Origin of the sequence: Thiofaba sp. EF100 (assembly GCF_039822285.1) — a bacterium.
Classification (GTDB): domain Bacteria; phylum Pseudomonadota; class Gammaproteobacteria; order Halothiobacillales; family Halothiobacillaceae; genus Thiofaba.
The window spans coordinates 56,832-80,508 of sequence record NZ_JBAJEY010000007.1 but is presented as its reverse complement, the minus strand read 5'-3'; the positions used below and the strand labels follow the sequence as shown (position 1 = coordinate 80,508).

19 protein-coding genes and 3 tRNA genes are annotated in these 23,677 nt (G+C 66.2%); 9 read left to right on the top strand and 13 right to left on the bottom strand.

The window, feature by feature from the left end; all coding sequences use genetic code 11:
* Positions 1–10: 10 nt before the first annotated feature.
* Together lptD and V6D91_RS11205 are read right to left on the bottom strand one after the other, a co-directional pair.
* Complete coding sequence (gene lptD, locus V6D91_RS11210) at positions 11–2,218, bottom strand: LPS assembly protein LptD (RefSeq protein WP_347320544.1); 2,208 nt, start codon at positions 2,216–2,218, stop codon at positions 11–13.
* Between the two features lie 9 nt (positions 2,219–2,227).
* Positions 2,228–2,878: an adenylate kinase gene (locus tag V6D91_RS11205; RefSeq protein ID WP_347320542.1), complete on the bottom strand. Its 651-nt coding sequence runs from the start codon at positions 2,876–2,878 to the stop codon at positions 2,228–2,230.
* 96 nt (positions 2,879–2,974) lie between these two features.
* Here V6D91_RS11205 and ppa point away from each other — a divergent pair, with 96 nt between their 5' ends.
* From ppa to V6D91_RS11160, 9 genes are all read left to right on the top strand, one after another.
* Positions 2,975–3,514, top strand: a complete 540-nt coding sequence (ppa, locus tag V6D91_RS11200) for an inorganic diphosphatase (RefSeq protein ID WP_347320540.1) — start codon at positions 2,975–2,977, stop codon at positions 3,512–3,514.
* A gap of 222 nt (positions 3,515–3,736) precedes the next feature.
* On the top strand, positions 3,737–5,554 hold the full coding sequence (mrdA, locus tag V6D91_RS11195) for a penicillin-binding protein 2 (RefSeq protein ID WP_347320538.1): 1,818 nt from the start codon (positions 3,737–3,739) through the stop codon (positions 5,552–5,554).
* Complete coding sequence (rodA, locus tag V6D91_RS11190) at positions 5,554–6,699, top strand: rod shape-determining protein RodA (protein WP_347320536.1); 1,146 nt, start codon at positions 5,554–5,556, stop codon at positions 6,697–6,699. The genes mrdA and rodA overlap by 1 nt, the downstream gene beginning before the upstream one ends.
* 2 nt (positions 6,700–6,701) lie before the next feature.
* On the top strand, positions 6,702–7,721 hold the full coding sequence (gene mltB / locus V6D91_RS11185; protein ID WP_347320534.1) for a lytic murein transglycosylase B: 1,020 nt from the start codon (positions 6,702–6,704) through the stop codon (positions 7,719–7,721).
* On the top strand, positions 7,718–8,497 hold the full coding sequence (locus tag V6D91_RS11180; RefSeq protein ID WP_347320532.1) for a septal ring lytic transglycosylase RlpA family protein: 780 nt from the start codon (positions 7,718–7,720) through the stop codon (positions 8,495–8,497). Before mltB ends, V6D91_RS11180 begins: the two co-directional genes overlap by 4 nt.
* 216 nt (positions 8,498–8,713) lie before the next feature.
* Positions 8,714–10,102, top strand: a complete 1,389-nt coding sequence (locus V6D91_RS11175) for a TolC family protein (protein ID WP_347320531.1) — start codon at positions 8,714–8,716, stop codon at positions 10,100–10,102.
* Between the two features lie 10 nt (positions 10,103–10,112).
* The gene (locus V6D91_RS11170; RefSeq protein WP_347320529.1) at positions 10,113–11,201 is read left to right on the top strand and encodes an efflux RND transporter periplasmic adaptor subunit; all 1,089 of its coding nucleotides are present in this window, start codon (positions 10,113–10,115) and stop codon (positions 11,199–11,201) included.
* Positions 11,202–11,212: 11 nt separating this feature from the next.
* On the top strand, positions 11,213–14,542 hold the full coding sequence (locus tag V6D91_RS11165) for an efflux RND transporter permease subunit (protein WP_347320527.1): 3,330 nt from the start codon (positions 11,213–11,215) through the stop codon (positions 14,540–14,542).
* A 68-nt stretch (positions 14,543–14,610) separates the two neighbouring features.
* Positions 14,611–15,507, top strand: coding sequence for a LysR family transcriptional regulator (locus V6D91_RS11160; RefSeq protein WP_347320525.1), 897 nt, complete (start codon positions 14,611–14,613; stop codon positions 15,505–15,507).
* Positions 15,508–15,777: 270 nt separating this feature from the next.
* Here V6D91_RS11160 and V6D91_RS11155 read toward each other — a convergent pair.
* From V6D91_RS11155 to thrS, 11 genes are all read right to left on the bottom strand, one after another.
* Positions 15,778–15,853: transfer RNA gene (locus V6D91_RS11155), tRNA-His, on the bottom strand.
* A gap of 11 nt (positions 15,854–15,864) precedes the next feature.
* Positions 15,865–15,941 (bottom strand) — tRNA-Arg (locus V6D91_RS11150).
* A gap of 26 nt (positions 15,942–15,967) precedes the next feature.
* Positions 15,968–16,044, bottom strand: a tRNA-Pro gene (locus V6D91_RS11145).
* A gap of 63 nt (positions 16,045–16,107) precedes the next feature.
* Complete coding sequence (locus V6D91_RS11140; RefSeq protein ID WP_347320523.1) at positions 16,108–16,485, bottom strand: MerR family transcriptional regulator; 378 nt, start codon at positions 16,483–16,485, stop codon at positions 16,108–16,110.
* On the bottom strand, positions 16,463–16,765 hold the full coding sequence (locus V6D91_RS11135; RefSeq protein ID WP_347320521.1) for an integration host factor subunit alpha: 303 nt from the start codon (positions 16,763–16,765) through the stop codon (positions 16,463–16,465). Before V6D91_RS11135 ends, V6D91_RS11140 begins: the two co-directional genes overlap by 23 nt.
* Before the next feature lie 4 nt (positions 16,766–16,769).
* Positions 16,770–19,148: a phenylalanine--tRNA ligase subunit beta gene (pheT, locus tag V6D91_RS11130; RefSeq protein ID WP_347320519.1), complete on the bottom strand. Its 2,379-nt coding sequence runs from the start codon at positions 19,146–19,148 to the stop codon at positions 16,770–16,772.
* A gap of 11 nt (positions 19,149–19,159) precedes the next feature.
* Positions 19,160–20,167 carry a phenylalanine--tRNA ligase subunit alpha gene (pheS, locus tag V6D91_RS11125; protein ID WP_347320517.1) on the bottom strand — a complete coding sequence of 336 codons (1,008 nt, stop codon included), beginning with the start codon at positions 20,165–20,167 and terminating at the stop codon, positions 19,160–19,162.
* A gap of 135 nt (positions 20,168–20,302) precedes the next feature.
* Positions 20,303–20,662, bottom strand: a complete 360-nt coding sequence (rplT, locus tag V6D91_RS11120) for a 50S ribosomal protein L20 (protein WP_347320515.1) — start codon at positions 20,660–20,662, stop codon at positions 20,303–20,305.
* Positions 20,663–20,691: 29 nt separating this feature from the next.
* Entirely contained in the window at positions 20,692–20,886 is a 195-nt protein-coding gene (gene rpmI / locus V6D91_RS11115) for a 50S ribosomal protein L35 (RefSeq protein WP_347320513.1), read from the bottom strand.
* A gap of 223 nt (positions 20,887–21,109) precedes the next feature.
* Positions 21,110–21,652, bottom strand: coding sequence for a translation initiation factor IF-3 (gene infC, locus V6D91_RS11110; RefSeq protein ID WP_347320598.1), 543 nt, complete (start codon positions 21,650–21,652; stop codon positions 21,110–21,112).
* Positions 21,653–21,690: 38 nt separating this feature from the next.
* Positions 21,691–23,598: a threonine--tRNA ligase gene (gene thrS, locus V6D91_RS11105; RefSeq protein ID WP_347320511.1), complete on the bottom strand. Its 1,908-nt coding sequence runs from the start codon at positions 23,596–23,598 to the stop codon at positions 21,691–21,693.
* Positions 23,599–23,677 lie beyond the last annotated feature (79 nt).

Here is a 23,677-nt window from a genome sequence, read left to right as displayed (position 1 = left end):
TGGCGTCCGTTCAGGGGTGGAACGTAGAGAAGCCAAGAATATCACGTTCGAACTGCCTGTCAGCCTGCGAGCCGAGACCGCCCAGCCCCTTCAGTTCGAGCTGGATCAGCATGGCGCTGTCGAGCTTGATCTGGGTGGGGTCAGGGGTGTCGACCGCCCAGCGGCGAGCCCCCAGGCGCAGCCTCCAGCAGCAGCTGTCATATTCCACCCCGGCCAGCGCCTGGATGACCGCCTCGCCCTTGAGGTCATGCACCAGGCTGCCGAGCAGGCGCCACTGGCGGTTGATGGGCCAGGCGAAGGAGAGGCCGGCCTGTTCCAGATCGGGCAGGCCGGGGTCATCCTTGTGCTTCGCGTAGTGCAGGTTGAGCAGGCGCTGATCCGCCCCACGGTAACCGAGCAGGGCATAGGTCTGGGTGAGCTTGTCGAGTGCGGGGTCGGTCGCAGCAGTCAGGCGCAGGCGCCAGCTGCGGCTGAAGCCAAGGCCCAGTTCGCCCATGACCTCCCCAGCCCCGGCAGCGTAGCCTGTGCCCCCCGGAAGGGTGACCCGTTCATCCGCAAAGCGGTAGCGCTGGCCCAGGGCAAGGCTCATCCGCTCATAGCCCTCGCGGGTATCCAGGGCGCGCCAGGTCAGGGCGTAGCTGAGTGCATTGGCGTCGCCCAGCCGGTCGCGCCCAAGGAAGCGGTTGGGGGCAAAGAGGCGGGATAGGCTGGGGGTGGCCAGGCTCGTGTCGAACAGCGGGCCGTCCTGTTCGCGGTACGGGACGTAGAGGTAATACAGGCGCGGCTCGAGTTGCTGGTGGGTTTGTTCGCCGTAGCGATCGAAGAACAGCCGCGCGTCAAAGCTCGCGATGGGGGCCGTGCGGGTTTGCTGGGTGTCCTCGAGCTGGTAGCGCAGCGCATCGAATGCGAGGCGCGGGGTGATGCTGTACCAGCGCCCCTCGACGGGCAGGCTGATCGCCGGTACGAGAGCATAGCGCTCGCCTTGCGGCTTGAGCTCGAATTCGTGGGCAAATCGCACAGCCTCGCTCTCCAAGGTCAGGCGCAGCGGGCCTGCGTCTTCATGGCCGGTGAGCAGGAGTTGCGGCAGACGCCGGTAGGGGCGGCCGGCCTCGGTCACGTTGTAGGTGAGGGTCTGCCAGGCTTGGGCATTCAGCAGCAGGTTCCAGTGGCCGAAGCTGCGGGCGAGGCTGGCATGCGATTCAAGGTAGTCGGTGATGCTGCCCCAAGGGGTGAGGCTGAAGTCGCGCATGAAGTCCATGTCGGAGGCGCGGCGTACCGCCAGCGAGCCGTTCCAGTCGCCCAACCGGCTGTCGGCCCGGGCGTTCAGCAGGTAGCGGTGGTCGCTGCCGCGCTCGTCGTCGTGCGGCAGCCAGTCGAGGTTGAGCTGGCCGCGCCCTTCCCGCCACAGCTCGCGGTACTCGCCCTGGAGCATGAGGCCGCGCTTGCTCATCGGGCGCAGGGTGAAGGTGGCGTCGCGCTCGGGGGCGATGTTCCAGTACCAGGGCACCGCGACCTCGAAGCCCCGCTTGCTGGAAAAGCCGAGGTTGGGGTAGAGGAAGCCGCTGGCACGGCGGTCGTCGAGTGGGAAGTCGAGCCAGGGCGAGTAGAACAGTGGCACGCCCAGAAAGCGCAGGGTGGTGTCGCGTGCGACGCCGCGTCCGCGCTCATGGTCGAGCTCCATCCGGCGCGCGGAAAGTTCCCAGTCGCGCTTGGACTCGGGGCAGCTGGAGAGGGTGACGTCCTCGAGCCGGTCGTGCTGGGCATCCAGGCGGGTGATGGCGGTGCTGCGGCCGGAGAGGTGCCCCTGGGTGAGCCAGAAGCGGGCCCCCGTGAGCTCACCGCGATCCTCGCCGGGCCAGAAGCGGGCCTCGCGGGCGAACAGGATGCGGGTCGGGTCCCAGTAGCGCAGCTCCCCGCCCGCCGGGGCCTTGGCCTCGATCTGCTCGGGGTTCAGGGTGTAACGCACCCGCTCGGCCAGCAGGCGCTGGTCGGCGCGCTGCAGGCGAACATCCCCTTCGAGGGTGGCGACCTTGCCATCGTGGTGAGCGTAGTCGGCCTCCGCTGCTGCGGGGGCGCCAGGGGCTAGGGCAGGAAGGTCGGGCAGGGTGGGGGCAAATGGCGGACAAAGCCGGTACGGGTCATAGGCCCGTGCCGCCGGCATCAGGGTCAGCGCCAGCAGCAGGGCGAGGGGCAGGTTTCTCGGGCGCCCCGGGATCATCGGGGGGCGTCAGGCCAGGCGGTCGATGATGGCGCGGAAGTCCGCGAAGATGGCCTCCATGGAACGGCGGCCATCCACGGTGTGGAGCTTGCCCTCGGCCTTGTAGAAGTTGACCAGCGGAGCGGTCTGCGCCTCGAAGACCTGCAGGCGCTTGCCTACCGTCTCCTCGTTGTCGTCCGCGCGCTGGGTCAGTTCGCCGCCGCAGACATCGCACACGCCGGCCTTGCGTGGGGCATGGGTGTACTTGTTGTACACCGCGCCGCACTTGGCGCAGGTCATGCGGCCGGTTAGGCGCTGCATCAGATCCTCGAACGGCACATCCAGCAGGATGGCGGCTTGCAGCGGCTTGCCAAGGTCCGCCAGCAGGGCGTCCAGGGCGCTGGCCTGGGCGAGGTTGCGCGGGAAGCCGTCGAGGATGAAGCCGTTTTGGGTGTCGTCCTCGGCCAGGCGCTCGCGGATCATGCCGAGCACGATGTCGTCCGATACCAGCTGGCCATGGTCCATGGCCTCCTTGGCCTTGCGGCCGAGCGGGGTGCCGGCCGCCACCTGGGCGCGCAAAAGGTCGCCGGTGGAGATCTGCGGCACCTTGTAGTGCTCGACCAGGAACTTGGATTGCGTGCCCTTGCCAGAGCCGGGGGCGCCGAGGAGAACGATGCGCATGTCGAGAGTCCTGTGTTGGATCGGTCTGCCGCATGGTCGGCAGCTATTCAAACCGCTTATAATACACGCCTGATCCAACATCACGAGGCATTTGGCATGCAGATCGAGCACATCCCGGCGGGCAAGAGCGTTCCCGAGGACATCAACGTCATCATCGAGATCCCTGCCCAGGGCGCCCCGGTCAAGTATGAGATCGACAAGGAGAGCGGCGCGCTGGTGGTGGACCGCTTCATGGCCACCGCCATGTTCTATCCCTGCAACTACGGCTTCATCCCGCACACCCTGTCCGACGACGGCGATCCGGTCGACGTGCTGGTGGTGACCCCGACCCCGCTGATGCCCGGTGCCGTGATCCGCTGCCGCCCGGTGGGCATGCTGAAGATGAGCGATGAGGCCGGAGTGGACGCCAAGCTGGTGGCCGTGCCGTTCGGCAAGCTGACCCCGCTCTACGACCACGTGCAGGAGGTCACCGACCTGCCAGAGCTGCTGCGCGGCCAGATTGCCCACTTCTTCGAGCAGTACAAGGCGCTTGAGAAAGGTAAGTGGGTCAAGGTCGAGGGCTGGGCGGACGCCGCTGCCGCGCGCGCCGAGATCCTCGCCTCGGTCGAGCGCTACAAGGCCGGGGTGCTTGGTTAAGATGGCATTGGCCGGATGCCGCCCCTCCGGGGGCGGCACCCTTCGGGGGGCGGTCGTCCCTCGGGGGCGCCTTGCGGCGAATCCCGATGAGCGCCTGATCCCTCGCTCATGACCGATTCGTCCTGGGCGAATCAGGGAGGGGCCTGGCGGGGGCGATCCGCGGGGCGACGTTCATGGAGGGGCGGAGACCGATCTCCCAGGCCGATGGAGGACGGGGGGCACATGCGGGGCCTCGTCCTGCAGCGTGCCGTCATCGCCGGCCTCATCTGCTTTCTTCTGCTCGGCGCGGTGATCGCGCGCGTGGCCTGGCTGCAGGTCACCGCGCACGAGCGTTTCGCCAGCCTGGCCGAGCAAAACCGGACGCGCATCGAACCCATCCCGCCCGCGCGCGGCCTGATCTACGACCGCAATGGCGTGGTGCTGGCCGACAATGCCCCTGCCTTCCAGGTCGAGCTCGTCCCCGAGCAGGTGCCGGACATGGAGGCCACCCTCCAGCGTCTGGCCACCTTGCTCGAGCTGGATGAATCCGAGCTCGGGCGTTTCCGCAAGACCCTCAAGGCCAGCCGTTCCTTTGACAGCATCCCCCTCAAGCTCAACCTCACCGAGGAAGAGGTGGCCCGGCTGGCCGTCGAGCGCCCGCGCCTGCCGGGGGTGGAGGTGCAGGCCCGTCTGACCCGCGTCTACCCCCAGCGGGAGAAGGTGGCGCACGTGGTCGGCTATGTTGGCCGGATCAACGAGCGTGACCTTGCGACCATCGACCAGGAGGCCTACCGCGGCACCTCGCATATCGGCAAGACCGGGCTGGAGCGGTTTTACGAGGACCGCCTGCACGGCGAGGTCGGTTACCGCAAGCTCGAGGTCGATGCCCACGGTCGTACCCTGCGAGTGCTGGAGGAGGTGCCGGCCACGCCGGGCGAGGATATCCACCTGACCCTCGATCTGCGCCTGCAGGAGGTGGCCGAGGCTGCGCTCGGTGACTTCCTCGGCGCCGTCGTCGCCCTCGATCCGCGCAATGGGGAGGTGTTGGCCTTCGTCAGCAAGCCCGGTTTCGACCCCAATCTGTTCGTCAATGGCATCCGCGGCGGGGACTACAAGGCGCTGGTCGAGAATCCCGACCGGCCCCTGTTCAATCGGGCCCTTGCGGCGGCCTATCCGCCGGGGTCGACGGTCAAGCCGCTGATGGGGCTGGCGGGCCTCGAGCACGGCCTGATCACGCCCGAGTTCCGCATGTTCGCCGGTCCTTACTACCAGCTGCCGAACGACAGCCACCGTTACCGCGACTGGAAGAAGAGCGGGCACGGCTGGGTCGACCTCGACCGGGCCATCGCTCAGTCCTGCGATGTGTATTTCTACGACCTGGCGCATCGCATGGGCATCGATCGCATGCACGAGTTTTTTACCCGCTTCGGCCTCGGCCGGCCGACTGGCATCGACCTGCCGGGCGAGGTTTCCGGGCTCGTACCCTCGCGCGCCTGGAAGAGGGCGGCGAGAGGACAGTCGTGGTATCCGGGGGAGACCCTGATCGCAGGCATTGGGCAGGGGTACATGCTGGCGACGCCGCTGCAGCTCGCGCAGATGGTGGCGACCCTGGCCCAGCGCGGCCAGCCGGTGCGGCCGCATCTTGCCAAGGATGCCGTGGTCGAGCCCCTGGAGCCCATCGTGGTGCGCAAGGCGGCCCATTGGGATGCGGTGCTGGCGGGCATGGATCATGTGATCAATTCCGACTACGGCACGGCCAAGGTCATCCGCGGTGCTCCCTACCGCATCGCCGGTAAGAGCGGGACCGCGCAGGTCTTCACCGTGAAGCAGAGCGAGACCTATGATGAAAAGAAACTCTCGCGCAAGCTGCATGACCATGCGGTGTTCATCGGCTACGCTCCGGTGGAGGCACCGGCGATCGCGGTGGCGGCCTTTGTCGAGAACGGCCAGCACGGTTCGGGCACGGCCGGGCCGATCGTGCGCCGGGTCATGGATGCCTGGTTGTTGGGGGATTTCGCCCTCAAGGCGGCGGCGACCGATGAGCAGGGGGAGGCCGACTGATGTCGATACTGCGTGAAGGCTGGAACCGCGCGCAGCAGCCCTACCGCGAGGAGGAGGGGGTACTGTTCCGCTGGCTGCACCTGGACCCCTGGTTGCTGTTCGCCCTGCTCCTTTTGCTCGGGGTCAGTGTGGTGACGGTGTACAGCGCCTCGCATCAAAGCCTGCAGCAGCTCACCAGCCTGGGTATGCGCATCGGCCTCGGCCTTGCGTTGATGCTGATCATGGCGCGCATCCCGCCGCGCATCTACCAGTTCTGGTCGCCTTGGTTGTTCGGGGTGGGGCTCGTCCTGCTGTTCGCGGTCGAACTGTTCGGCCACATTGGCAAGGGGGCTCAGCGCTGGCTGGACCTCGGTTTTATCCGTTTCCAGCCGTCCGAGATCATGAAGCTCGCGGTGCCGATGATGGCGGCCTGGTACCTGGCGCACCGGCCGCTGCCGCCGCGTCCTCTCGATGTGCTGGTGACCCTGGTGCTGGTGCTGGTGCCGATGGGGCTGATCGTGCTCCAGCCCGATCTCGGCACCGCCCTGCTGGTGGGGGCGGCGGGCATCTTCGTGCTGCTGCTCGCGGGCCTGTCCTGGCGCTATATCGCCGGCGGGCTGGTGGCCCTCGCCGCGATCATCCCGGTGATGTGGAACTTCGTCATGCACGACTACCAGCGCCAGCGGGTGCTGACCCTGCTGGACCCGGACGCCGATCCGCTCGGCACCGGCTACCACATCATCCAGTCGAAGATCGCCATTGGCTCCGGCGGCGTGTTCGGCAAGGGCTGGCTGAACAGCACCCAGGCCAACCTGAGCTTCCTGCCTGAGGGGCACACCGACTTCATCTTCGCGGTGTTCGCCGAGGAGTTCGGTCTGATCGGCGTCTTGCTGCTGCTCTCGCTGTACCTGTTCATCGTCCTGCGTGGCCTGGTCATCGCCGTCAACGCCCCGAGCATCTACGGGCGCTTGCTCGCAGGCAGCCTGAGCCTCAGTTTCTTCGTCTACGTATTCGTCAATACCGGCATGGTGACCGGCCTCCTGCCCGTCGTTGGCGTGCCGCTGCCGTTGGTCAGCTACGGAGGGACGGCCATGGTGACCCTCATGGCGGGTTTCGGTATGCTCATGTCCATCCACAGTCATCGACCCTTCCTCGCCAGGCGCTGACCATGCATCGACTGCTTCCGACCGTGCTGATCCCCGCCGTCATGACGAGCTTGCTGGCGAGCTGCGCCACGCTGGCGTCCCAGGGGTTCGCCGGGCGTGACGACGTGCAGGCCTTTGCGCGTGAGATCAGCGAGCGCAACGGCCTGGACGAGGCGGGGGTGCGCGCGGCCCTGGCCTTGGTGCGCCCACAACCTTCCATCATCGAGGCCATGAGCCGGCCGGCCGAGGCCAAGCCGTGGTACCAGTACCGGCCGATCTTTCTCACCGAGAAACGCATTGCGGACGGGACTGAGTTCTGGCGTGAGCATGCCGACAGGCTCGCGCAGCTTGAGCGGCAGTATGGCGTGCCGGCCGAGATCCTGGTCGCCATCGTCGGCGTGGAGACCGGCTACGGGCGCAATGTGGGCCGCTATGCCGTGCTCGATGCGCTCGCCACCCTGGCCTTCGACTATCCGCCGCGCGCCCCCTTCTTCCGCAAGGAGCTGGAACAGTTCTTCCTCCTGGCCCGGGATGAAAAGGTGTCGCTCACCGAGGTGAAAGGCTCCTATGCCGGCGCGATGGGAATGCCGCAGTTCATGCCCTCGAGTTACCGCAACTTCGCGGTCGACGGCGATGGCGATGGTCGCCGCGACCTCTGGTCGAGTGCCGATGATGTGCTGGCGAGCGTCGCCAACTACTTCGTGCGCCACGGCTGGCAGCCGGGTGGCGAGGTGGCCTGGCCGGTCGAACTGGCCGAGCCGGCGCGCCTGGAGGGGGTGATGAACCGTGGACGCGATCTTGCCGCCAAGACCAGCCTGGGCGAGTTGCGCAAGGCCGGCGTGTCGCTGCCGCCGGGCGACGATGCCACACCCGCCATGCTGATCCCCTTCCGGGAGGAGGCGGGTGAGACCTTCTGGGTCGGTCTGCCCAACTTCTACGTCATCACCCGTTACAACCACAGCGCGCACTACGCCATGGCCGTCTGGCAGTTGGGGCAGGCGATCCGTGAGCGCATGAAGGGCGCCGAGGCTCGGGCGTCATGAACGCGGGGAGCAGGGTGGCGGTGCGTTCCCTGGCGCTGGCGCTCCTGGGGGGCATGCTTGGCCTGTCGGGCTGCTCCTCCACACCGACGACCCGCGATGCGGTGCCGCGCGCGGAGGCCTACAGCAAGTACGGCAATCCGGCCTCCTACGAGGTGCTTGGCCAGCGCTACGAGGTGATGAAGGATAATCGCGGCTACCGCGAGACCGGCATCGCCTCGTGGTACGGCCCCGGTTTCCACGGCAAGCGTGCCTCGGCGGGGGAGGAGTACGACATGTACGCCATGACCGCCGCACACAAGACCCTGCGCATTCCCTGCTACGTCGAGGTGACGAACCTCCAGAACGGCAAGCGCGCCGTGGTGCGGGTGAACGATCGAGGCCCCTTCCACGACAACCGCATCATCGACCTCTCCTTCGCTGCGGCCCAGAAGCTCGGGGTGGTCGGTACCGGCACGGCCCTGGTCGAGGTGCGCCACTTGGACGTGGATCAGGCGCCGCCGCCGCAAGAAAGCGCCCCCGTCCAGCTGGCTACGCCAGTGCCGGAGTGGGGACGTAACGTGTTCCTCCAGGTCGGGGCGTTCTCCGATGCGACCAACGCCGAGCGCCTGCGCCTCCGTCTCGCCTCCGCCCGCATCGACCAGGTCGACGTGGCCCGCCGCCCCGACGGTCTGCACCGCGTGCGGATCGGTCCGCTGGGTTCGGTGGAGCAAGCCGACGAACTCGCGCGTCAGCTGGATGCGCTGGGGGTGAGCAGCCGGCACATCGTGCTCGATTGAGGTGCCCTCTTCGTGGATCGGTCCCGGTCCGCCCTCCTGTCTTCGCAGGATCTGCCCGGCTGCGGCATGTGTTCCTCCACAGTGGGCTTCCATGTGCTTTAAACATGGAGGACACACCGGCGGGGCATAATATTGTTGCCTGTCTCCATAGATTTTAAGTATATTAGCCGTCACTAATTTACCGGAGCCGCGCAGGCGGTGCGAGAAGGACCCGACATGATTGAGAAACAAGCCCTCCGGCCCCTGGTTCTCGGCGTGATGTTCGCCATGCTGGGGCAAGCCGCTCAGGCCGAAACGCTGAGCTTCCAGCAGTGTGTCGAGCGCGCGCTGAGCCAGAATCCGGACATCGAGGTCAGCCAGGCGCAGATCAACCAGGCTCAGGCCGCCGTGCGCCAGGCCGAGGCCAACCACATGCCGAAGGTGAACCTGTCGATGACGGGGACCTACACCAACGACGCCCTCAACGCTTTCGGCCTCAAGCTCAGTCAGCGCCAAGCCACCTTTGGCGACTTTGGTGCCGGTGAATTCAATCCGGCCGATCCGAACGTCCTCAAGATCGCCCCGCGCGATCTCAATCACCCCGGCGGTACCGGCAATATCAACACCCGCATCGAGGTGCTGGTGCCGGTCTACAACGGCGGCATGGTCGAAAGCTACGTGCGCCAGGCACGCGCCTACACCCGCGCGGCCCAGGCGGGCGATGCCCATGCCCGGCAAATGTTGATCAAGAATGTCTTGATGGCCTACCAGGGGGTGCATACGGCACGTGCCTATGTGAAGGTGGGCGAGCAGGCGCAGGCGGCCTCCGAGGAGTACGTGCGCATCACTGAGCGCCTGCTGCAGCAGGGCATGGCGGTCAAGAGCGACGTCCTGACCGCCAAGGTTCATCTGGATGATGTGAAGCTGCAGCTTGCCCGCGCACGTAACGCGGAGGCTGCTGCCCTCGACCAGCTGCACCTGCTGCTCGGCATGCCGCTGGAAGCCCCGCTTGATGTCGGTCCGGAGCTCGCGCCGCTGCCGCTGCAGGGGGGGCTGCCCGAGCTGCAGCAAAAGGCGAAGGACGGTCATCCCGCCCTGCAGGCCATGCGCCATCAGCTCGAGGGCGTGACCGCCAACGTCGACGTCGCCCGTGCCGGCCTGCTGCCGCAGTTCAACGTCATGCTGCGCCAGGACTGGAACGACCAAGCCCTCGGCTTCGAGTCATCCTCCTACACCGTGGCTGGCGTGCTGTCCTGGAATGCTTTCGATGCCGGCGGCACCAGCGCGGCCGTTGACCGTGCCCAGGCCGCGCGCATCGAGACCGCGGCCAAACTGCGCCAGGCGGAGGAGGGCATCCAGTTCCAGGTGCGCGAGGCGCTGCGCAAGTCGCGCGAGGCCGACGAGGCGGTGGTCGCCCGCGAGCTCGCGGCCGAACAGGCCGATGAAGCCCAGCGTCTGGTGAAGAAACGTTACGAGAACGGGCTCGCGACCATGGTCGAGTTGCTGGCCGCGCAGACCCAGCTCGACAAGGCCCAGGCCGACTTGGTCGCCGCCCGTTACGAGCAGGTGGTCCAGCGCGCCGAACTCAAGCGCGCGGTGGGCCTGCTCTCGGTCGAACAACTCTAAGGACTGTCCCATGCGCATGTCATCGACTCTTGCTCTCACATCTCTCGTCCTGCCGCTGGCCCTGCTGATGGGGGGCTGCTCGTCCGACGAAAAGGCCGCTGCACCGACCCAGGTGGTGCGCGATATTCCCGCCTCGATTGAGACCGCCCGCCTGGTCGATATGCCGATCCTGGCCCCCACGGCCGGTACCGTGGTGCCCCTCGAGGCGGTGCAGCTGTCCTCGCGGGTGATGGGCTACATCCGTGCGCTCAAGGTCGTCGAGGGGCAGCTCGTTCGGCAGGGTGAGCTTTTGTTCGAGATCGACCCGGTCGACGTGCAGGGCGCGGTGGCCCAGGCCCAGCAGGGTCTGCTGCAGGCCGAGGCGGCGCTGAAGGATGCAAAGGCCGACTACGAGCGCTTCGAGAAGCTGTACAAGGATGAGGTGATCAACCGCCAGCAGTTCGAGAAGATGAAGCTCAACTACGATGTGGCGCAGAGTCGCGTAGCCCAGGCCCGCGCCGGTCTTGCCCAGGCGCGCGGCCAGTTCGAGTACACCCGCGTCACCTCGCCGATCAATGGCGTGGTCACTGCCAAGTTCGCCAACGAGGGCGACATGGCCGCGCCCGGCCACCCGGTGGTCGCGTTGGAGGACGCCTCTCGCCTGCAGGTGCAGACCGCAGTGCCGGAGGCGATCTTCCGTCAGCTCAAGCTGGGCGATGCGGTGCAGGTCGAGGTGGAGGGCTACCCCCAACCGCTGCGCGCCAGCGTGGCCCGTTTGAGCCCTGCGGCTGATCCCGTGGCGCGTACCTACCCGGTCAAGCTGGACATCACTGCCGAGGGGCTCAAGAGCGGCAGTTTCGCCCGCGTGCTGTTTGCCACTGGCAGCCGCCAGGCCCTGGCCGTGCCCGCCGAGGCGGTGGTTGACCGGGCCGGGATCCGCGGGGTGTTCGTGGTGGATGCCCAGGGCCTCGCCCAGTTCCGCATGGTGCGCACCGGCAGCCGCGTGGATGGTCTGGTCGAGATCGTGGCCGGGCTGATGGCTGGCGAGCGGGTGGTCACCGATGGGGTGAAGCAGCTCCAGAACGGCGACCGGGTCATCGCAGGTAAGGCCAAGGACTGACGGGGTAAGCCATGCACAACACCATGCCTACCGCGGTGCCCGCTGAGGGGGCCGAGCCGCTGAACATCGCGGGCAAGCTCGCCCGCATGTTCTTGCACTCCAAGATCACCCTCCTGATCATCATTGCGCTCTTTCTTACCGGCCTGCTGGCGCTGGCGGTGACCCCGCGCGAATACAACCCGAAGATCGTCGTGCCGGCGGCCAACATCATCGTCGCCAAGCCGGGGGCCAGCCCCGACGAGGTGCGCCGGCTGATCGTGCGCCCCTTGGGCGCGATCATGAACGCCATGTCGGGGGTGGACCACACTTACGGCTATGCGACCCAGGACATGGGCCTTGTGACCGTCCAGTTCAAGGTCGGTGAGGACCAGGAGGACAGCCTGGTCAAGCTCTACAACCAGCTGATGCAGAACATGGACCGCATGCCGGCCGGCACGCTGCAGCCGCTGGTCAAGCCGATCAACGTGGATGACGTGCCCATCCTCACCATCGCCCTGGGCTCCGCGCAGTATGACGACATGCAGCTGCGCGAGATCGGCTCCCGCCTGATCGAGCATCTGCGCAATGTGCCGGGCGTATCCTTCACCGAGGTGGTCGGCGGCCGGCCGCGGGCGGTCAATGTGTGGCTCGACCCGCAGCGGCTGGAGGCGCGTGGCCTGACCCTCGACCAGGTCAGCATGATGCTGCAGGGGACCAATGTCTCCGCCCCCCTGGGCGAGCTGGACATGGACAACCGTGCCATCCCCCTGCGTCTTGAGGGCTTCCTGCGTACGGCCGAGGAGGCGGGCGACATCGTGGTTGGCGTCTCCAAGCAGGGGCGGCCGATCTATCTCAAGGACGTGGCACGCATCGAGGACGGCCCGGCGGAGGTCGAGCAAGTGCACCGCCTGGCCTACGGCCCGGCGCACCCGCAGGCCGAGGGCGACCGGCGCGCCGGCAGCGAGATGCCGGCCGTGACCCTGGTGATTGCCAAGAAGGCCGGCACCAATGCCGTGGTGGTGGCCGAGGCCGTGCTCGCCAAGCTCGAAGAGCTCAAGCGCCAGGCCCTGCCGGCCGGGGTGGACGTGGTGGTCACCCGTAACGACGGCGCCAAGGCGGATGAGGCGGTGAACACCCTGATCGAGCACCTCGGCATCGCCGTCGGCTCGGTGATCCTGATCCTCATCCTGTTCCTCGGCTGGCGCGAGGCGGGCATCGTCACCCTGACCGTGCCGCTGATCCTGTTCGTGGTGCTGGCGGTCGGCCTGGTGTTTGGCCAGACCATCAACCGCATCACCCTGTTCGCCCTGATCCTCTCGCTGGGCCTGTTGGTGGACGCAGCGATCGTGGTGATCGAGAACATCCACCGCCACATGCACTCGGGCCAGATCACCGACTTCTCGGCGACCCTCATCCGTGCCACCAACGAGATCGGCAACCCCACCAACATCGCCACCATCGCGGTCATCCTCGCCTTCATCCCCATGGCCTTCGTGACCGGCATGATGGGGCCGTTCATGCGTCCCATCCCGTTCAATGTCCCGGTGGCGATGATCGCGTCCCTGGTGATCGCCTACATGGTGGTGCCCTGGGCCACCCGCCTCTGGCTGGGCAAGAAGGTCGCCACCATGCAGGCGCTGGCGGCCACGCCGAGCCTGGAAGAGCGTGGGCATGATAAGAAGGACGTGCTGCATCGCCTCTACGTCGGCGTGATCACCCCGCTGCTGAACCGGCGTGCCCTGCGCTGGATCACCATGCTGGTGGTCATCGCCCTGCTGTTCGGTGCCATGCTGATGCCCGCCTGGCAGTTCATCCGCCCCGCAGGCATGAATGGCCCGCTCTCGCCGCTCGGCGTCGAGCTGAAGATGCTGCCGAACGACAACACCAGCACCCTGCTGCTGCAGGTGGACATGCCGGCGGGGACCTCGCTGGCGGCCACCGATCAGGTGGCGCGCGCGGTGGGCCAGGTGCTGGCCCGGCAGCCGCATGTGACCGACTACAGCACCTTCACCGGTATGACTGCGCCGATCGACTTTGCCGCCCTGGTGCGCGGGGACATGATCAAGCGCGGCAGCAATCTCGCCCAGATCCGCGTCAACCTGGTCGGCAAGCACGAGCGTTCCGAGAGCTCGCACACCATCGCCGAGCAGCTCGACGTGGCGCTCAATGAGGTGCGTGCTGCCTTTCCGCAGGCCAAGCTGAAGATCTACGAAACCCCGCCGGGGCCCCCGGTGCAGGCGCAGATCCTCGCCGAGCTCTATGGCCCGGACTACGACAAGCTGCGCGAGGCGGCGCCCCATGTCGATGCGGCCTTCGCGCAAATCTTCGGCATGATCAATGTGGACGATTCGGTCACCGCGCATGCCGAGAGTCTCCACATCCATGTCGATGCCGAGAAGGCCATGCTCTCCGGCATCGCGCCGGGGCAGGTGGCGAAGCTGTTGCGCGACTACGTCAGTGGGCTTTCCATCGGTACCCTGCATGTCGAGGGTGCGCGCGAGCCGGTGGACATCACCCTGCGTCTGCCGCGCGAGCTGCGCACCGATCCGGCGAGCCTGCTGACCCTGCGTATCAGCAACCCGCAGGGCGTGCAGGTGCCGCTGTCGGCCATTGCCACCGTCGAGCGTGTCACCCAGGCCAAGCCCTACTACGGCCGTGACCAGCATTCGATGGTGATGGTGGGCGGTGAGCTTTTGCGTTCGAGCCCGGTCTATGCCGTCCTGAGCCTGGACAAGATGCTCGATGGGGTGGAGCTGCCGAACGGGGTGAAGTTCACCACCGGCAACCTCGGCTTCGTCCAGGCCCAGCCGAAGGACGTGATGGAGTACACCCTGCTGTGGGGTGGCGAGATGCGCCTGACCCTGGACGTGTTCCGCGACCTTGGTTCGGCCTTCATCGTCGCCATCATCCTGATCTACCTGATGCTGGTGGCGTACTACAAGTCGTTCATGTTGCCGTTCATCGTCATGGGCGCCATCCCGCTGACCATGGTCGGGATCTTTCCGGGCCACTGGTTCACCGGGCAGGCGTTCACCGCGACCTCGATGATCGGCCTCATCGCCCTGGCGGGGATCGTGGTGCGCAACTCGCTGCTGCTGATCGACTTCATCCTCGACTACCGCAGGCAGGGCTACAGCCTGGAGGCGGCGGTGATCGAGGCGGGTGCGGTGCGCTTCCGCCCGATCCTGCTGACGGCGCTGGCGATCATCCTCGGCTCCTTGATCATGATCACCGATCCGGTGTTTGGCGGTCTGGCCGTGTCGCTGATCTTCGGCACCTTCGCCTCCACCCTGCTGACCCTGGTGGTGATCCCGCTGATGTACTGGTGGTGGCAGCGTCCTTCCCGAAAAGTGACTGGATAAACACGCCTTATCTTGGGGCGTGAAATTCGATACACTCATGGTCGTCTCACTCATCCGTGGAAGAAAAGATGGCGGATCGCAGACTTAAGGTCTTCTACACGGTCGCCCGGCTGCTCAGCTTTACCAAGGCGGCCGAGTCCCTGCACATGACCCAGCCGGCGGTCACCTTCCAGGTGCGCCAGCTCGAGGAACACTTCGATACCCGCCTGTTCGATCGCACGCACAACCGCGTGACGCTGACGGATGTGGGGCAGGTGGTGTATGAGGTGGCCGAGCGCATCTTCGAGCTCTACGATGAGATGGAGCGGCGGGTGCGGGAGATGACTGGCGAGATGGGCGGTTCGCTCAACATCGGTGCCAGCATGACCATTGCCGAGAACATGCTTCCGTCCCTGCTGGGGCAGTTCAGGAAGAAGCACCCTGATCTCAACGTGCGCCTGAAGGTGGGCAACACCGAGTCCATCGTCTCCATGGTCGAACACAACGTGATCGATCTTGCCATCGTCGAGGGGACGGTCACCAACAAGAACCTGCTGGTCGAGCACTGCCGCAGTGACGAACTGGTCGTCATCATGCCGCCGGATCACCCCTTGGCGAAGCACAAGAGCCTGACCGTCGACCAGCTGATGCCCTACCAGTTCATCTGCCGCGAAGAGGGCTCGGGCACGCGTGAGGCCATCCTGAACTACCTGAACGAGCAGGGGTATCCGGAGGGCTGGACCGTGTGCATGGAGCTCGGCAGCCCCGAGGCGATCAAGGGCGCGGTCGAGGCGGGTATGGGGCTGTCGGTGATGTCCAAAGCCGGTATCACCAAGGAGCTCAAACTCGACATGCTCACCGCCGTGCCGCTCGACCCGCCGTTGCTGCGCGACTTCTCCTTCGTCCGGCAGCGCCACAAGTTCCGCCTGCCGGCGATGGAGGAACTGCTCGAGTTCTCGCGCCACTTCTGCCAGAAGGAAGGCTGAGGCGAGGGCGGATCGTTCGCTCTCCCAAGGGGCTGGAAAGGCAGCCAAGAGCGGCTGAGTCAAAATCAGCCTAACGAGTCCTGGATAAGGACAATGCCCGCATCGCAAGATGCGGGCATTGTTATGTATGGGCCTTCTGCAGGTTCTTCGCGAAAGTTCGGGTTATCCTGGACCTTCGCGTGGCTGGAGACGTCGGCGAAGAAACAGGCAGGGTATGGCATGCATCGTCACCTTCGATGAAGGGCGGTGCGGGATAGTGGGGGGAAGGGGTGGGGTGATCGATGGGATTCGAACCCACGACAACCGGAATCACAATCCGGGGCTCTACCAACTGAGCTACGACCACCATAGAGAACATGGCGCACCCGGCAGGGCTCGAACCTGCAACCCTCGGCTTAGAAGGCCGATGCTCTATCCAGTTGAGCTACGGGCGCAGTAGAGACGGTAAGTATTTCCAATGTGGTCGGGGTGGAGGGATTTGAACCCCCGACAGCCTGCTCCCAAAGCAGGTGCGCTACCGGGCTGCGCTACACCCCGGATCAGATCTACTTGCCGAGTTTGCGTTTGAGCTGCGCATTATAGTGACTCATGCACAGGGCGTCAATCTTTGCGCTGCAATCCCTCGCGCAGCAGGGTGAGCACGGACTCCACGCGCAGGATCATGTCGCGCAGCGAGCCGGGTGAGGCGTGTCCTTCGCTCTCGGCACCATCGAGCTGCTGGCGCGCCCCGCTGATGGTGAAGCCCTGGTCGTAGAGCAGGGTGCGGATGCGGCGGATCAGCTCGATGTCTTCACGCTGGTAATAGCGCCGGTTGCCGCGCCGCTTGACTGGGCTGAGCTTGGGGAACTCCTGTTCCCAGTAGCGCAGCACATGCGGTTTCACGGCGCACAGCTCGCTGGCCTCGCCGATGGTGAAATAGCGCTTGCCCGGGATGGCGGGCAGCTCGTCGGTATCCTCAGGCCGTTTCCGTGCTTGCATGTTCCTCGACCAGCGACTTGAGTTTCTGACCGGCGCGGAAGGTCACCACGCGGCGCGCGGAAACCGGAATCATCTCGCCGGTCTTCGGGTTGCGACCGGGGCGCTCGTTCTTGTCGCGCAGGTGAAAGTTGCCGAAGCCGGACAGCTTCACGTCCTCGCCCTCGGCGAGGGCATTGCGGATCTCCTCGAAGAACATCTCGACCAGGTCCTTGGCCTCGCGCTTGTTGAGACCGAGTTCCTCGTAGAGGCGTTCGACCATGTCGGCCTTGGTCAGGGCCATAGCGTTACGTCCTCAGGGTGATGCCAAAACGGGACTGCAGCCGGGCGAGCATCGCCGCGATCAGATGGTCCACGTCGATGTCGCCAAGAGTGCGCTCATTGTCCTGCAAAATCAAGCGGATAGCGATGCTTGCGAAAGTATTGGGTACGCCTTGGCCACGGTAGACGTCGAACACCTCGACCTCGCGCAGGAAGACCGGTGCCTCCTCGCGCAGGCAGGTCAGCACCTCGGCTGAGCTCACCGCCTCCGGCACCAACAGGGCAAGGTCGCGACGGATGACCGGGAAACGCGACACGGCCTGGTAGCGCGGTACGCGGCGCTGCAGCAGGAGGGCCTGGTGCAGTTCGAACAGCAGGACCTGGCCGGGAAGATCGAGCGCCTTCTCCAGGCTCGGATGCAGCACGCCCGCCCAACCGAGCTCCTCGCCATCGAGCAGGAGGCGGGCGGACAAGCCCGGGTGCAGGGCAGGGTGGTTGGCGCGGGTCCATTGCACCCGGCGCTGCAGCCCGCCGAATTCGAGCAGGGCCTCGAGGTCGCCCTTGAGGTCGAAGAAGTCGGCCCGGCGCGCTTTCTCGCCCCACTGCTCCGGCAGTGCATCACCGTACACGAGGCCGGCGAACATCGGCTCCTGCTTGAGCCCGTCCTCGCCCTGCACGAAGCGCAGGCCGCTCTCGAAGATGCGCACGCGCTCCTGCTGGCGGTTGAGGTTGTGGCGCAGGGTGTGGATCAGCCCGGCCCACAGGGTGGTGCGCATGGCCGCCATCTCGCTGGAGATGGGATTGGCCAGCACCAGCGGGGGCTGGTGCGGGGTCAGCTTCTCGAGCAGCGGGGTGTCGACGAAGCTGTAGGTGATCACCTCGCGGTAGCCGAGGGTCACCAGGCGCTCGCGCAGCGCATCCAGCCCCAGGCGCTGCTCCGGACGGGGCTGGATGGCCAACTCGGCGCTGGGCAGGCGGGCCGGCAGCTTGTCGTAGCCGTGCAGACGGGCCAACTCCTCGATCAGGTCGACCTCGATGGCGATGTCGTGGCGGTGGCTGGGGGCGATCACGCTCCAGCCTTCTCCAACCGGCGTGAGCTGCATGCCGAGGCGGGTGAGGATGCCCTCCACCTCGGCATCGGTCAGGGTGAAGCCGAGCAGGCGCTCGATACGGGCACGCCGCAGCAGGATCGGGCGGCGCGTGGGCAGGTGCTCGGGGTGGCTAACCTCGACCACCGGGCCCGGGGTGCCACCGAACAGCTCGCAGAGCAGTTCCGTGGCCCGCTCGATGGCGGTGCGCGGGAGTTCCGGGTCGGTGCCGCGCTCGAAGCGGTGCGCGGCATCGGTGTGCAGGCCCAGGCGGCGGGCGCGGCCGGCCAGGGCCTCGGGGCTGAAGTAGGCGCTCTCCAGTACGATGCGGGTGGTGCCGGCTCGCACCCCGGAATCCTTGCCGCCGATGATGCCGGCGAGGGCGACCGGGCCTTGGCCATCGGCGATCACCAGCATGTCAGCTTCGAGGTTCAGGGTTTTGCCATCCAGTGCGGTCAGGCTCTCACCCGCGCGGGCCAGACGGACCTCAAGACCGCCCTGCAGGCGGTCGAGGTCGAAGGCGTGCAGCGGCTGGCCGAGTTCCAGCATGACGTAGTTGGTCACGTCCACGATCGGGTGGATCGGACGCAGGCCACAGCGGCGCAGGCGCTCGCTCATCCACAGCGGGGTGGTCGCGTCCGTCGCCAGGCCCTCGATGACGCGGGCGCAGTAGCGCGGACAGGCCGCAGGGGCGCTGAGGGTCACGCGCACGGCGGCGTCACTGCGAGCCGGCACGGGGGCCAGGGTGGGGCCCCCCAAGGGCAGGCCGTTCTGCGCCGCCGTCTCGCGCGCAAGGCCGAGGATGCTCAGGCAGTCCCCACGGTTGGGGGTCATGCCGAGCTCGATGACATGGTCATCGAGGTCGAGGTAGGTGCGCAGATCCTCGCCCACCGGGGCGTCCGCCGGCAGTTCGAGCAGGCCATCGGGGTAGCCGGCCAGGCCGAGCTCGTCCGCGCCGCACAACATGCCGAAGGACTCGACGCCACGCAGCTTGGCCTGCTTGATGGCCAGCCCTCCCGGCAGCTGGGCGCCCACGCGGGCGAAGGCGGCCATCAGGCCGGCGCGCGCATTCGGCGCGCCACACACGACCTGCACGGGCTGGCCTGAGCCGTCATCGACCTGGCAGACGCGCAGCTTGTCGGCGTCCGGATGCGGCTCGGCCTTGAGGATGCGGGCCACCACCACGCCCGAGAAGGGGGGGGCGGCGGGTTCCAGGGCATCCAGCTCCAGGCCGGCCATGGTCAGCTGGGCGCCGAGTTGTTCGGCGGAGAGCGCGGGGTTGACCCACGCGCGCAGCCAGTGTTCGGAAAAACGCATGGTGGGGTCTCTTAGGCGAACTGTTCGAGGAAGCGCAGGTCGTTCTCGAAGAACAGGCGCAGATCGTCGATGCCGTAGCGCAGCATGGTCAGGCGTTCGATGCCCAGGCCGAAGGCGAAGCCCTGGTAACGCTCGGCATCGATCCCGACCGCGGCCAGCACGTTGGGATGCACCATGCCGCAGCCGCCGATCTCCAGCCAGCCGTCACCCCAGCTCATGTCCATCTCGGCCGAGGGCTCGGTGAAGGGGAAGAAGGAGGGGCGGAAGCGCACGGTCAAATCATCGCGCTCGAAGAAGCGGCGCAGAAACTCCTGCACCACCCCCTTCAGGTGGGCGAAGGTGATGCTCTCATCCACCCACAGCCCCTCGATCTGGTGGAACATGGGCGAGTGGGTGGCATCGGAGTCGCAGCGGTAGACCCGGCCGGGGGCGATGATCCGCAGCGGCGGTTGCTGCTGCTCCATCGCCCGGATCTGCACCGGCGAGGTGTGGGTGCGCAGCAGGGTGTGGGCGTCGAAGTAGAAGGTGTCGTGCATCGCCCGCGCCGGGTGGCTCTCGGGGATGTTGAGCGCGGTGAAGTTGTGGAAGTCATCCTCCACCTCCGGGCCCTCGGCCACGGTAAAGCCAAGCTGGCCAAGCAGGGCCTCGATGCGGCGCAGGGTAAGGGTGACCGGGTGCAGGCTGCCCATGGCCTGACGGCGGCCGGGCAGGGTGATGTCCACCGCCTCGCTGGCCAGGCGCTGGGTCAGCTGTTCCGCCTCGAGCGCCTGCCTGCGCGCCTCGAGCGCCTGCTCGATTTTTTGGCGCAGGGCGTGGAGGGCCGCCCCCTGGGTGCGCTTCTCCTCGGGGGGCAGCTTGCCCAGGCCCTTCATGGCCTCGGTGAGCAGGCCCTTCTTGCCGAGGAAACGGACGCGGATGGCATCCAGCGTGGCGAGCTCCGTGCTCGCTTCGATCTCGGGCAGCGCGGTGTCGATGGCCGCGTGAAGTGTGTTCGGATCAATACTCGTATCGACGGTCATGCAGGCGACCTTCAGCAGGCATGGATTGATGGAAAACGCCAAGGTGAACCGGAGTTTTTCATCAACCCACGAGGGACAGACAAAAAAGGGGAGGCCCTAAGGCCGCCCCCTCTTGCATGCGAACGTGTGCCGGGCTCAGGCGGCGAGGGCTGCCTTGGCCTGCTCGGCCAGGGCCGCAAAGGCCGCCTTGTCGTGCACGGCGATGTCCGCCAGGACCTTGCGGTCGATCTCGATGGACGCCTTCTTCAGGCCGTTCATCAGGCGGCTGTAGGACAGGCCGTTGTTGCGGGCCTCGGCATTGATGCGCACGATCCACAGGCTGCGGAACTGGCGCTTCTTTTGACGGCGGTCGCGGTAGGCGTACTGGCCGGCCTTGATGACGGCCTGCTTGGCGACGCGGAACGTACGCGAGCGGGCGCCGTAGTAGCCTTTGGCCTTGGCGAGGATCTTCTTGTGCTTGGCGCGGGCGATGACGCCACGTTTGACTCGTGCCATGGTGTGGTCTCCTTAACTAAGGCCAGTAATCAGGCGTAGGGCAGCATGCGAACGAGCTGCTTGACGTCGCTCTCGTGGACGTAGACCGGGGCGCCGAGCTGGCGCTTGGTCTTGCTGCTCTTCTTGGTCAGGATGTGGCGCTTGAAGGCGGACTTGCGCTTGAAGCCGCAGGCGGTCTTCTTGAAGCGCTTGGCCGCGCCGCTGTTGCTCTTGATCTTGGGCATCGTTTACGACTCCAGTTTCAGTGTTTCAAAATCCCGTGGCGCCGGAGCGTCAGCGCTGCAGGGCTGGGCCAAAGGCCCGGGGTGTCCGCAGGGCGGAGCACCGGGTCGGCCGGGGTTCACCGGCCTGACGAGATCCGGATGGCCGTCAAACGGCGTTCCGGGTCATCCAAAAATGAGACGCCCCTCGGGAGGGGCGTCGGGGGCATCGCCTCGGCCTGCACGATCAATGCTTGCGCGGGGCGACCACCATCACCATCTGCCGCCCCTCGAGCTTGGGGCGCTGCTCGACAATGGCTAGGTCGCCGAGGTCCTTCTCGATGCGGTCATACATCTGCATGCCGATGTCCTGGTGGGCCATCTCGCGCCCGCGGAAGCGGAGGGTGATCTTGGCCTTGTTGCCTTCTTCCAGGAAACGCACCACGTTGCGCATCTTGACCTGGTAGTCAGCTTCTTCGGTGCCAGGACGGAACTTGACTTCCTTGACCTCGATCACCTTCTGCTTCTTCTTGGCCTCGGAAGCCTTCTTCTGCTGCTGATAGCGGAACTTGCCGAAGTCCATGATCTTGCACACGGGCGGCTGGGCCTGCGGCGAAATCTCGACCAGGTCAAGCTCTGCCTCTTCCGCCATGCGCAGTGCTTCATAGCGGGAGACAATGCCCACCTGGTTGCCTTCGGCATCGATCAGGCGGACTTCACGGGCAGTAATTTCCGAGTTCAGGCGTGGTTCGTCGTCTTTTTTCTCACGCCCAGGAGGTGCAAAAGCGATGTCGGTATCCTCAAGTCATTGATCAAGCCAGCGTCGCATCAATGGCGCCGGTCGACTTCCTCACGCAGTCTGGCAATGAAGTCATCCAGGCCCATGCTGCCGAGATCCTCGCCGCTACGCGTGCGGACAGAGACCTGACGCTGTTCCACTTCGCGATCCCCAATTACTACGAGGTAGGGGATGCGCTGCAAAGTTAATTCGCGGATTTTAAAGCCGATCTTCTCGTTGCGCAAATCCGCGCGGGCGCGGAAGCCTGCGGCGCGCAGGGTCTTCTCGACTTCCTGCACGAACGGGGCCTGCCGGTCGGTGATGCCCATGACCGCCACCTGCTCGGGAGCAAGCCAGAGCGGGAACTGGCCTGCGTAGTGCTCGATCAGGATGCCCACAAACCGCTCCAGGCTGCCGAGGATGGCGCGGTGCACCATGACCGGGGTCTTCTTGCTGCCGTCCTCGGCCACGTATTCGGCGCCCAGGCGACCGGGCATGGAGAAGTCGACCTGGATGGTGCCGCACTGCCAGTTGCGGCCGATGCAGTCTTTGAGGGTGAACTCGATCTTCGGGCCGTAGAAGGCGCCCTCGCCCGGCTGCAGGCGGTAGTCCAGACCCTTGGCCTCGAGCGACTTGGCCAGGGCGTCCTCGGCCTTGTCCCACAGCTCATCCGCGCCTACGCGCTGCTCCGGGCGGGTGGAGAGGGCCATGGTGATGTCGGTGAAGCCGAACGTGCTGTAGACGTCGAAGGTCTGCTCGATCAGCGAGGCGACCTCGGTCTGCAGCTGGTCCTCGGTGCAGAACACGTGCGCATCGTCCTGGGTGAAGCGGCGCGCGCGCATCAGCCCGTGCAGGGTGCCGGACGGCTCGTTGCGGTGCACGGTGCCGAACTCCGCGATGCGGAAGGGCAGGTCGCGGTAGCTCTTCAGGCCCTGGTTGTACACCTGCACATGGCCGGGGCAGTTCATCGGCTTGATCGCGTAGTCGCGCCCCTCGGTGTGGGTGGCGAAGATCATGTGGCCGAACTTGTCCCAGTGGCCGGATTTCTCCCACAGTGAGCGGTCGAGCACCTGCGGGGTGTTGACCTCGAGGTAGTCGTACCTGGCAAGGTGGTTGCGCATGAAGCCTTCCACCTGGCGGAACAGACGCCAGCCCTTGTCGTGCCAGAACACCATGCCCGGCGCCTCTTCCTGGAAGTGGAACAGGTCGAGCTGCTTGCCGATGCGGCGATGGTCGCGCTTCTCGGCCTCCTCCATGCGGTGCAGGTACTCGTCCAGCTCCTTCTTGCTGGCGAAGGCGACGCCGTAGATGCGGGAGAGCATGGCGTTCTTGGAGTCGCCCCGCCAGTAGGCGCCGGCGACCTTGGTCAGCTTGAAGGCACCAAGATGGCCGGTGGAGGGCACATGCGGGCCGCGGCACAGGTCGGTGAAATCACCCTGGGTGTAGAGCGAGAGCTCCTCGTTGGCCGGGATGGACTCGATGATCTCCGCCTTGTAGTGCTCACCGAGGCCCTTGAAGTACGCCACGGCCTCGTCGCGGCTCATCACCTGGCGCGACAGGGGCTGATCGGCCTTCGCCAGTTCGTGCATGCGGGCCTCGATCTTCTCGAGGTCGTCGGTGGTGAAGGGCGGCTCGATGGCGAAATCGTAGTAAAAGCCGTTCTCGATCACCGGGCCGATGGTCACCTGCGCCTGAGGGTAGAGCTGCTTGACCGCCTGCGCCAGCAGGTGGGCGGTGGAGTGGCGGATCACATCCACCCCTTCCGCATCCTTGGGGGTGAGGAAGCGCACCGTGGCGTCGTGGCTGATGACGCGGCTCATGTCCATCAGGCGGCCATCCACCTCGGCTGCCACGCAGGCCTTGGCCAGACGCGGGCCGATGCTTACGGCAATGTCCATCAGGCTGATGGGGTGGTCGAACTGGCGCTGGGAGCCATCGGGAAGGGTGATGTTCGGCATGTCGAGTTCCTCGGTTCAGTGGCGACCCCTACCACGGGCCGCGTAACACACAAAGGACGCCTGCGCGGCAGGCATGCCG

Excerpts from the sequence above, each read along its gene's own strand:
- lptD (WP_347320544.1), bottom strand. The coding sequence starts at position 2,218 with ATGATCCCGGGGCGCCCGAGAAACCTGCCCCTCGCCCTGCTGCTGGCG.
- V6D91_RS11205 (WP_347320542.1), bottom strand. The coding sequence starts at position 2,878 with ATGCGCATCGTTCTCCTCGGCGCCCCCGGCTCTGGCAAGGGCACGCAA.
- ppa (WP_347320540.1), top strand. The coding sequence starts at position 2,975 with ATGCAGATCGAGCACATCCCGGCGGGCAAGAGCGTTCCCGAGGACATC.
- mrdA (WP_347320538.1), top strand. The coding sequence starts at position 3,737 with ATGCGGGGCCTCGTCCTGCAGCGTGCCGTCATCGCCGGCCTCATCTGC.
- rodA (WP_347320536.1), top strand. The coding sequence starts at position 5,554 with ATGTCGATACTGCGTGAAGGCTGGAACCGCGCGCAGCAGCCCTACCGC.
- mltB (WP_347320534.1), top strand. The coding sequence starts at position 6,702 with ATGCATCGACTGCTTCCGACCGTGCTGATCCCCGCCGTCATGACGAGC.
- V6D91_RS11180 (WP_347320532.1), top strand. The coding sequence starts at position 7,718 with ATGAACGCGGGGAGCAGGGTGGCGGTGCGTTCCCTGGCGCTGGCGCTC.
- V6D91_RS11175 (WP_347320531.1), top strand. The coding sequence starts at position 8,714 with ATGATTGAGAAACAAGCCCTCCGGCCCCTGGTTCTCGGCGTGATGTTC.
- V6D91_RS11170 (WP_347320529.1), top strand. The coding sequence starts at position 10,113 with ATGCGCATGTCATCGACTCTTGCTCTCACATCTCTCGTCCTGCCGCTG.
- V6D91_RS11165 (WP_347320527.1), top strand. The coding sequence starts at position 11,213 with ATGCACAACACCATGCCTACCGCGGTGCCCGCTGAGGGGGCCGAGCCG.
- V6D91_RS11160 (WP_347320525.1), top strand. The coding sequence starts at position 14,611 with ATGGCGGATCGCAGACTTAAGGTCTTCTACACGGTCGCCCGGCTGCTC.
- V6D91_RS11140 (WP_347320523.1), bottom strand. The coding sequence starts at position 16,485 with ATGCAAGCACGGAAACGGCCTGAGGATACCGACGAGCTGCCCGCCATC.
- V6D91_RS11135 (WP_347320521.1), bottom strand. The coding sequence starts at position 16,765 with ATGGCCCTGACCAAGGCCGACATGGTCGAACGCCTCTACGAGGAACTC.
- pheT (WP_347320519.1), bottom strand. The coding sequence starts at position 19,148 with ATGCGTTTTTCCGAACACTGGCTGCGCGCGTGGGTCAACCCCGCGCTC.
- pheS (WP_347320517.1), bottom strand. The coding sequence starts at position 20,167 with ATGACCGTCGATACGAGTATTGATCCGAACACACTTCACGCGGCCATC.
- rplT (WP_347320515.1), bottom strand. The coding sequence starts at position 20,662 with ATGGCACGAGTCAAACGTGGCGTCATCGCCCGCGCCAAGCACAAGAAG.
- rpmI (WP_347320513.1), bottom strand. The coding sequence starts at position 20,886 with ATGCCCAAGATCAAGAGCAACAGCGGCGCGGCCAAGCGCTTCAAGAAG.
- thrS (WP_347320511.1), bottom strand. The coding sequence starts at position 23,598 with ATGCCGAACATCACCCTTCCCGATGGCTCCCAGCGCCAGTTCGACCAC.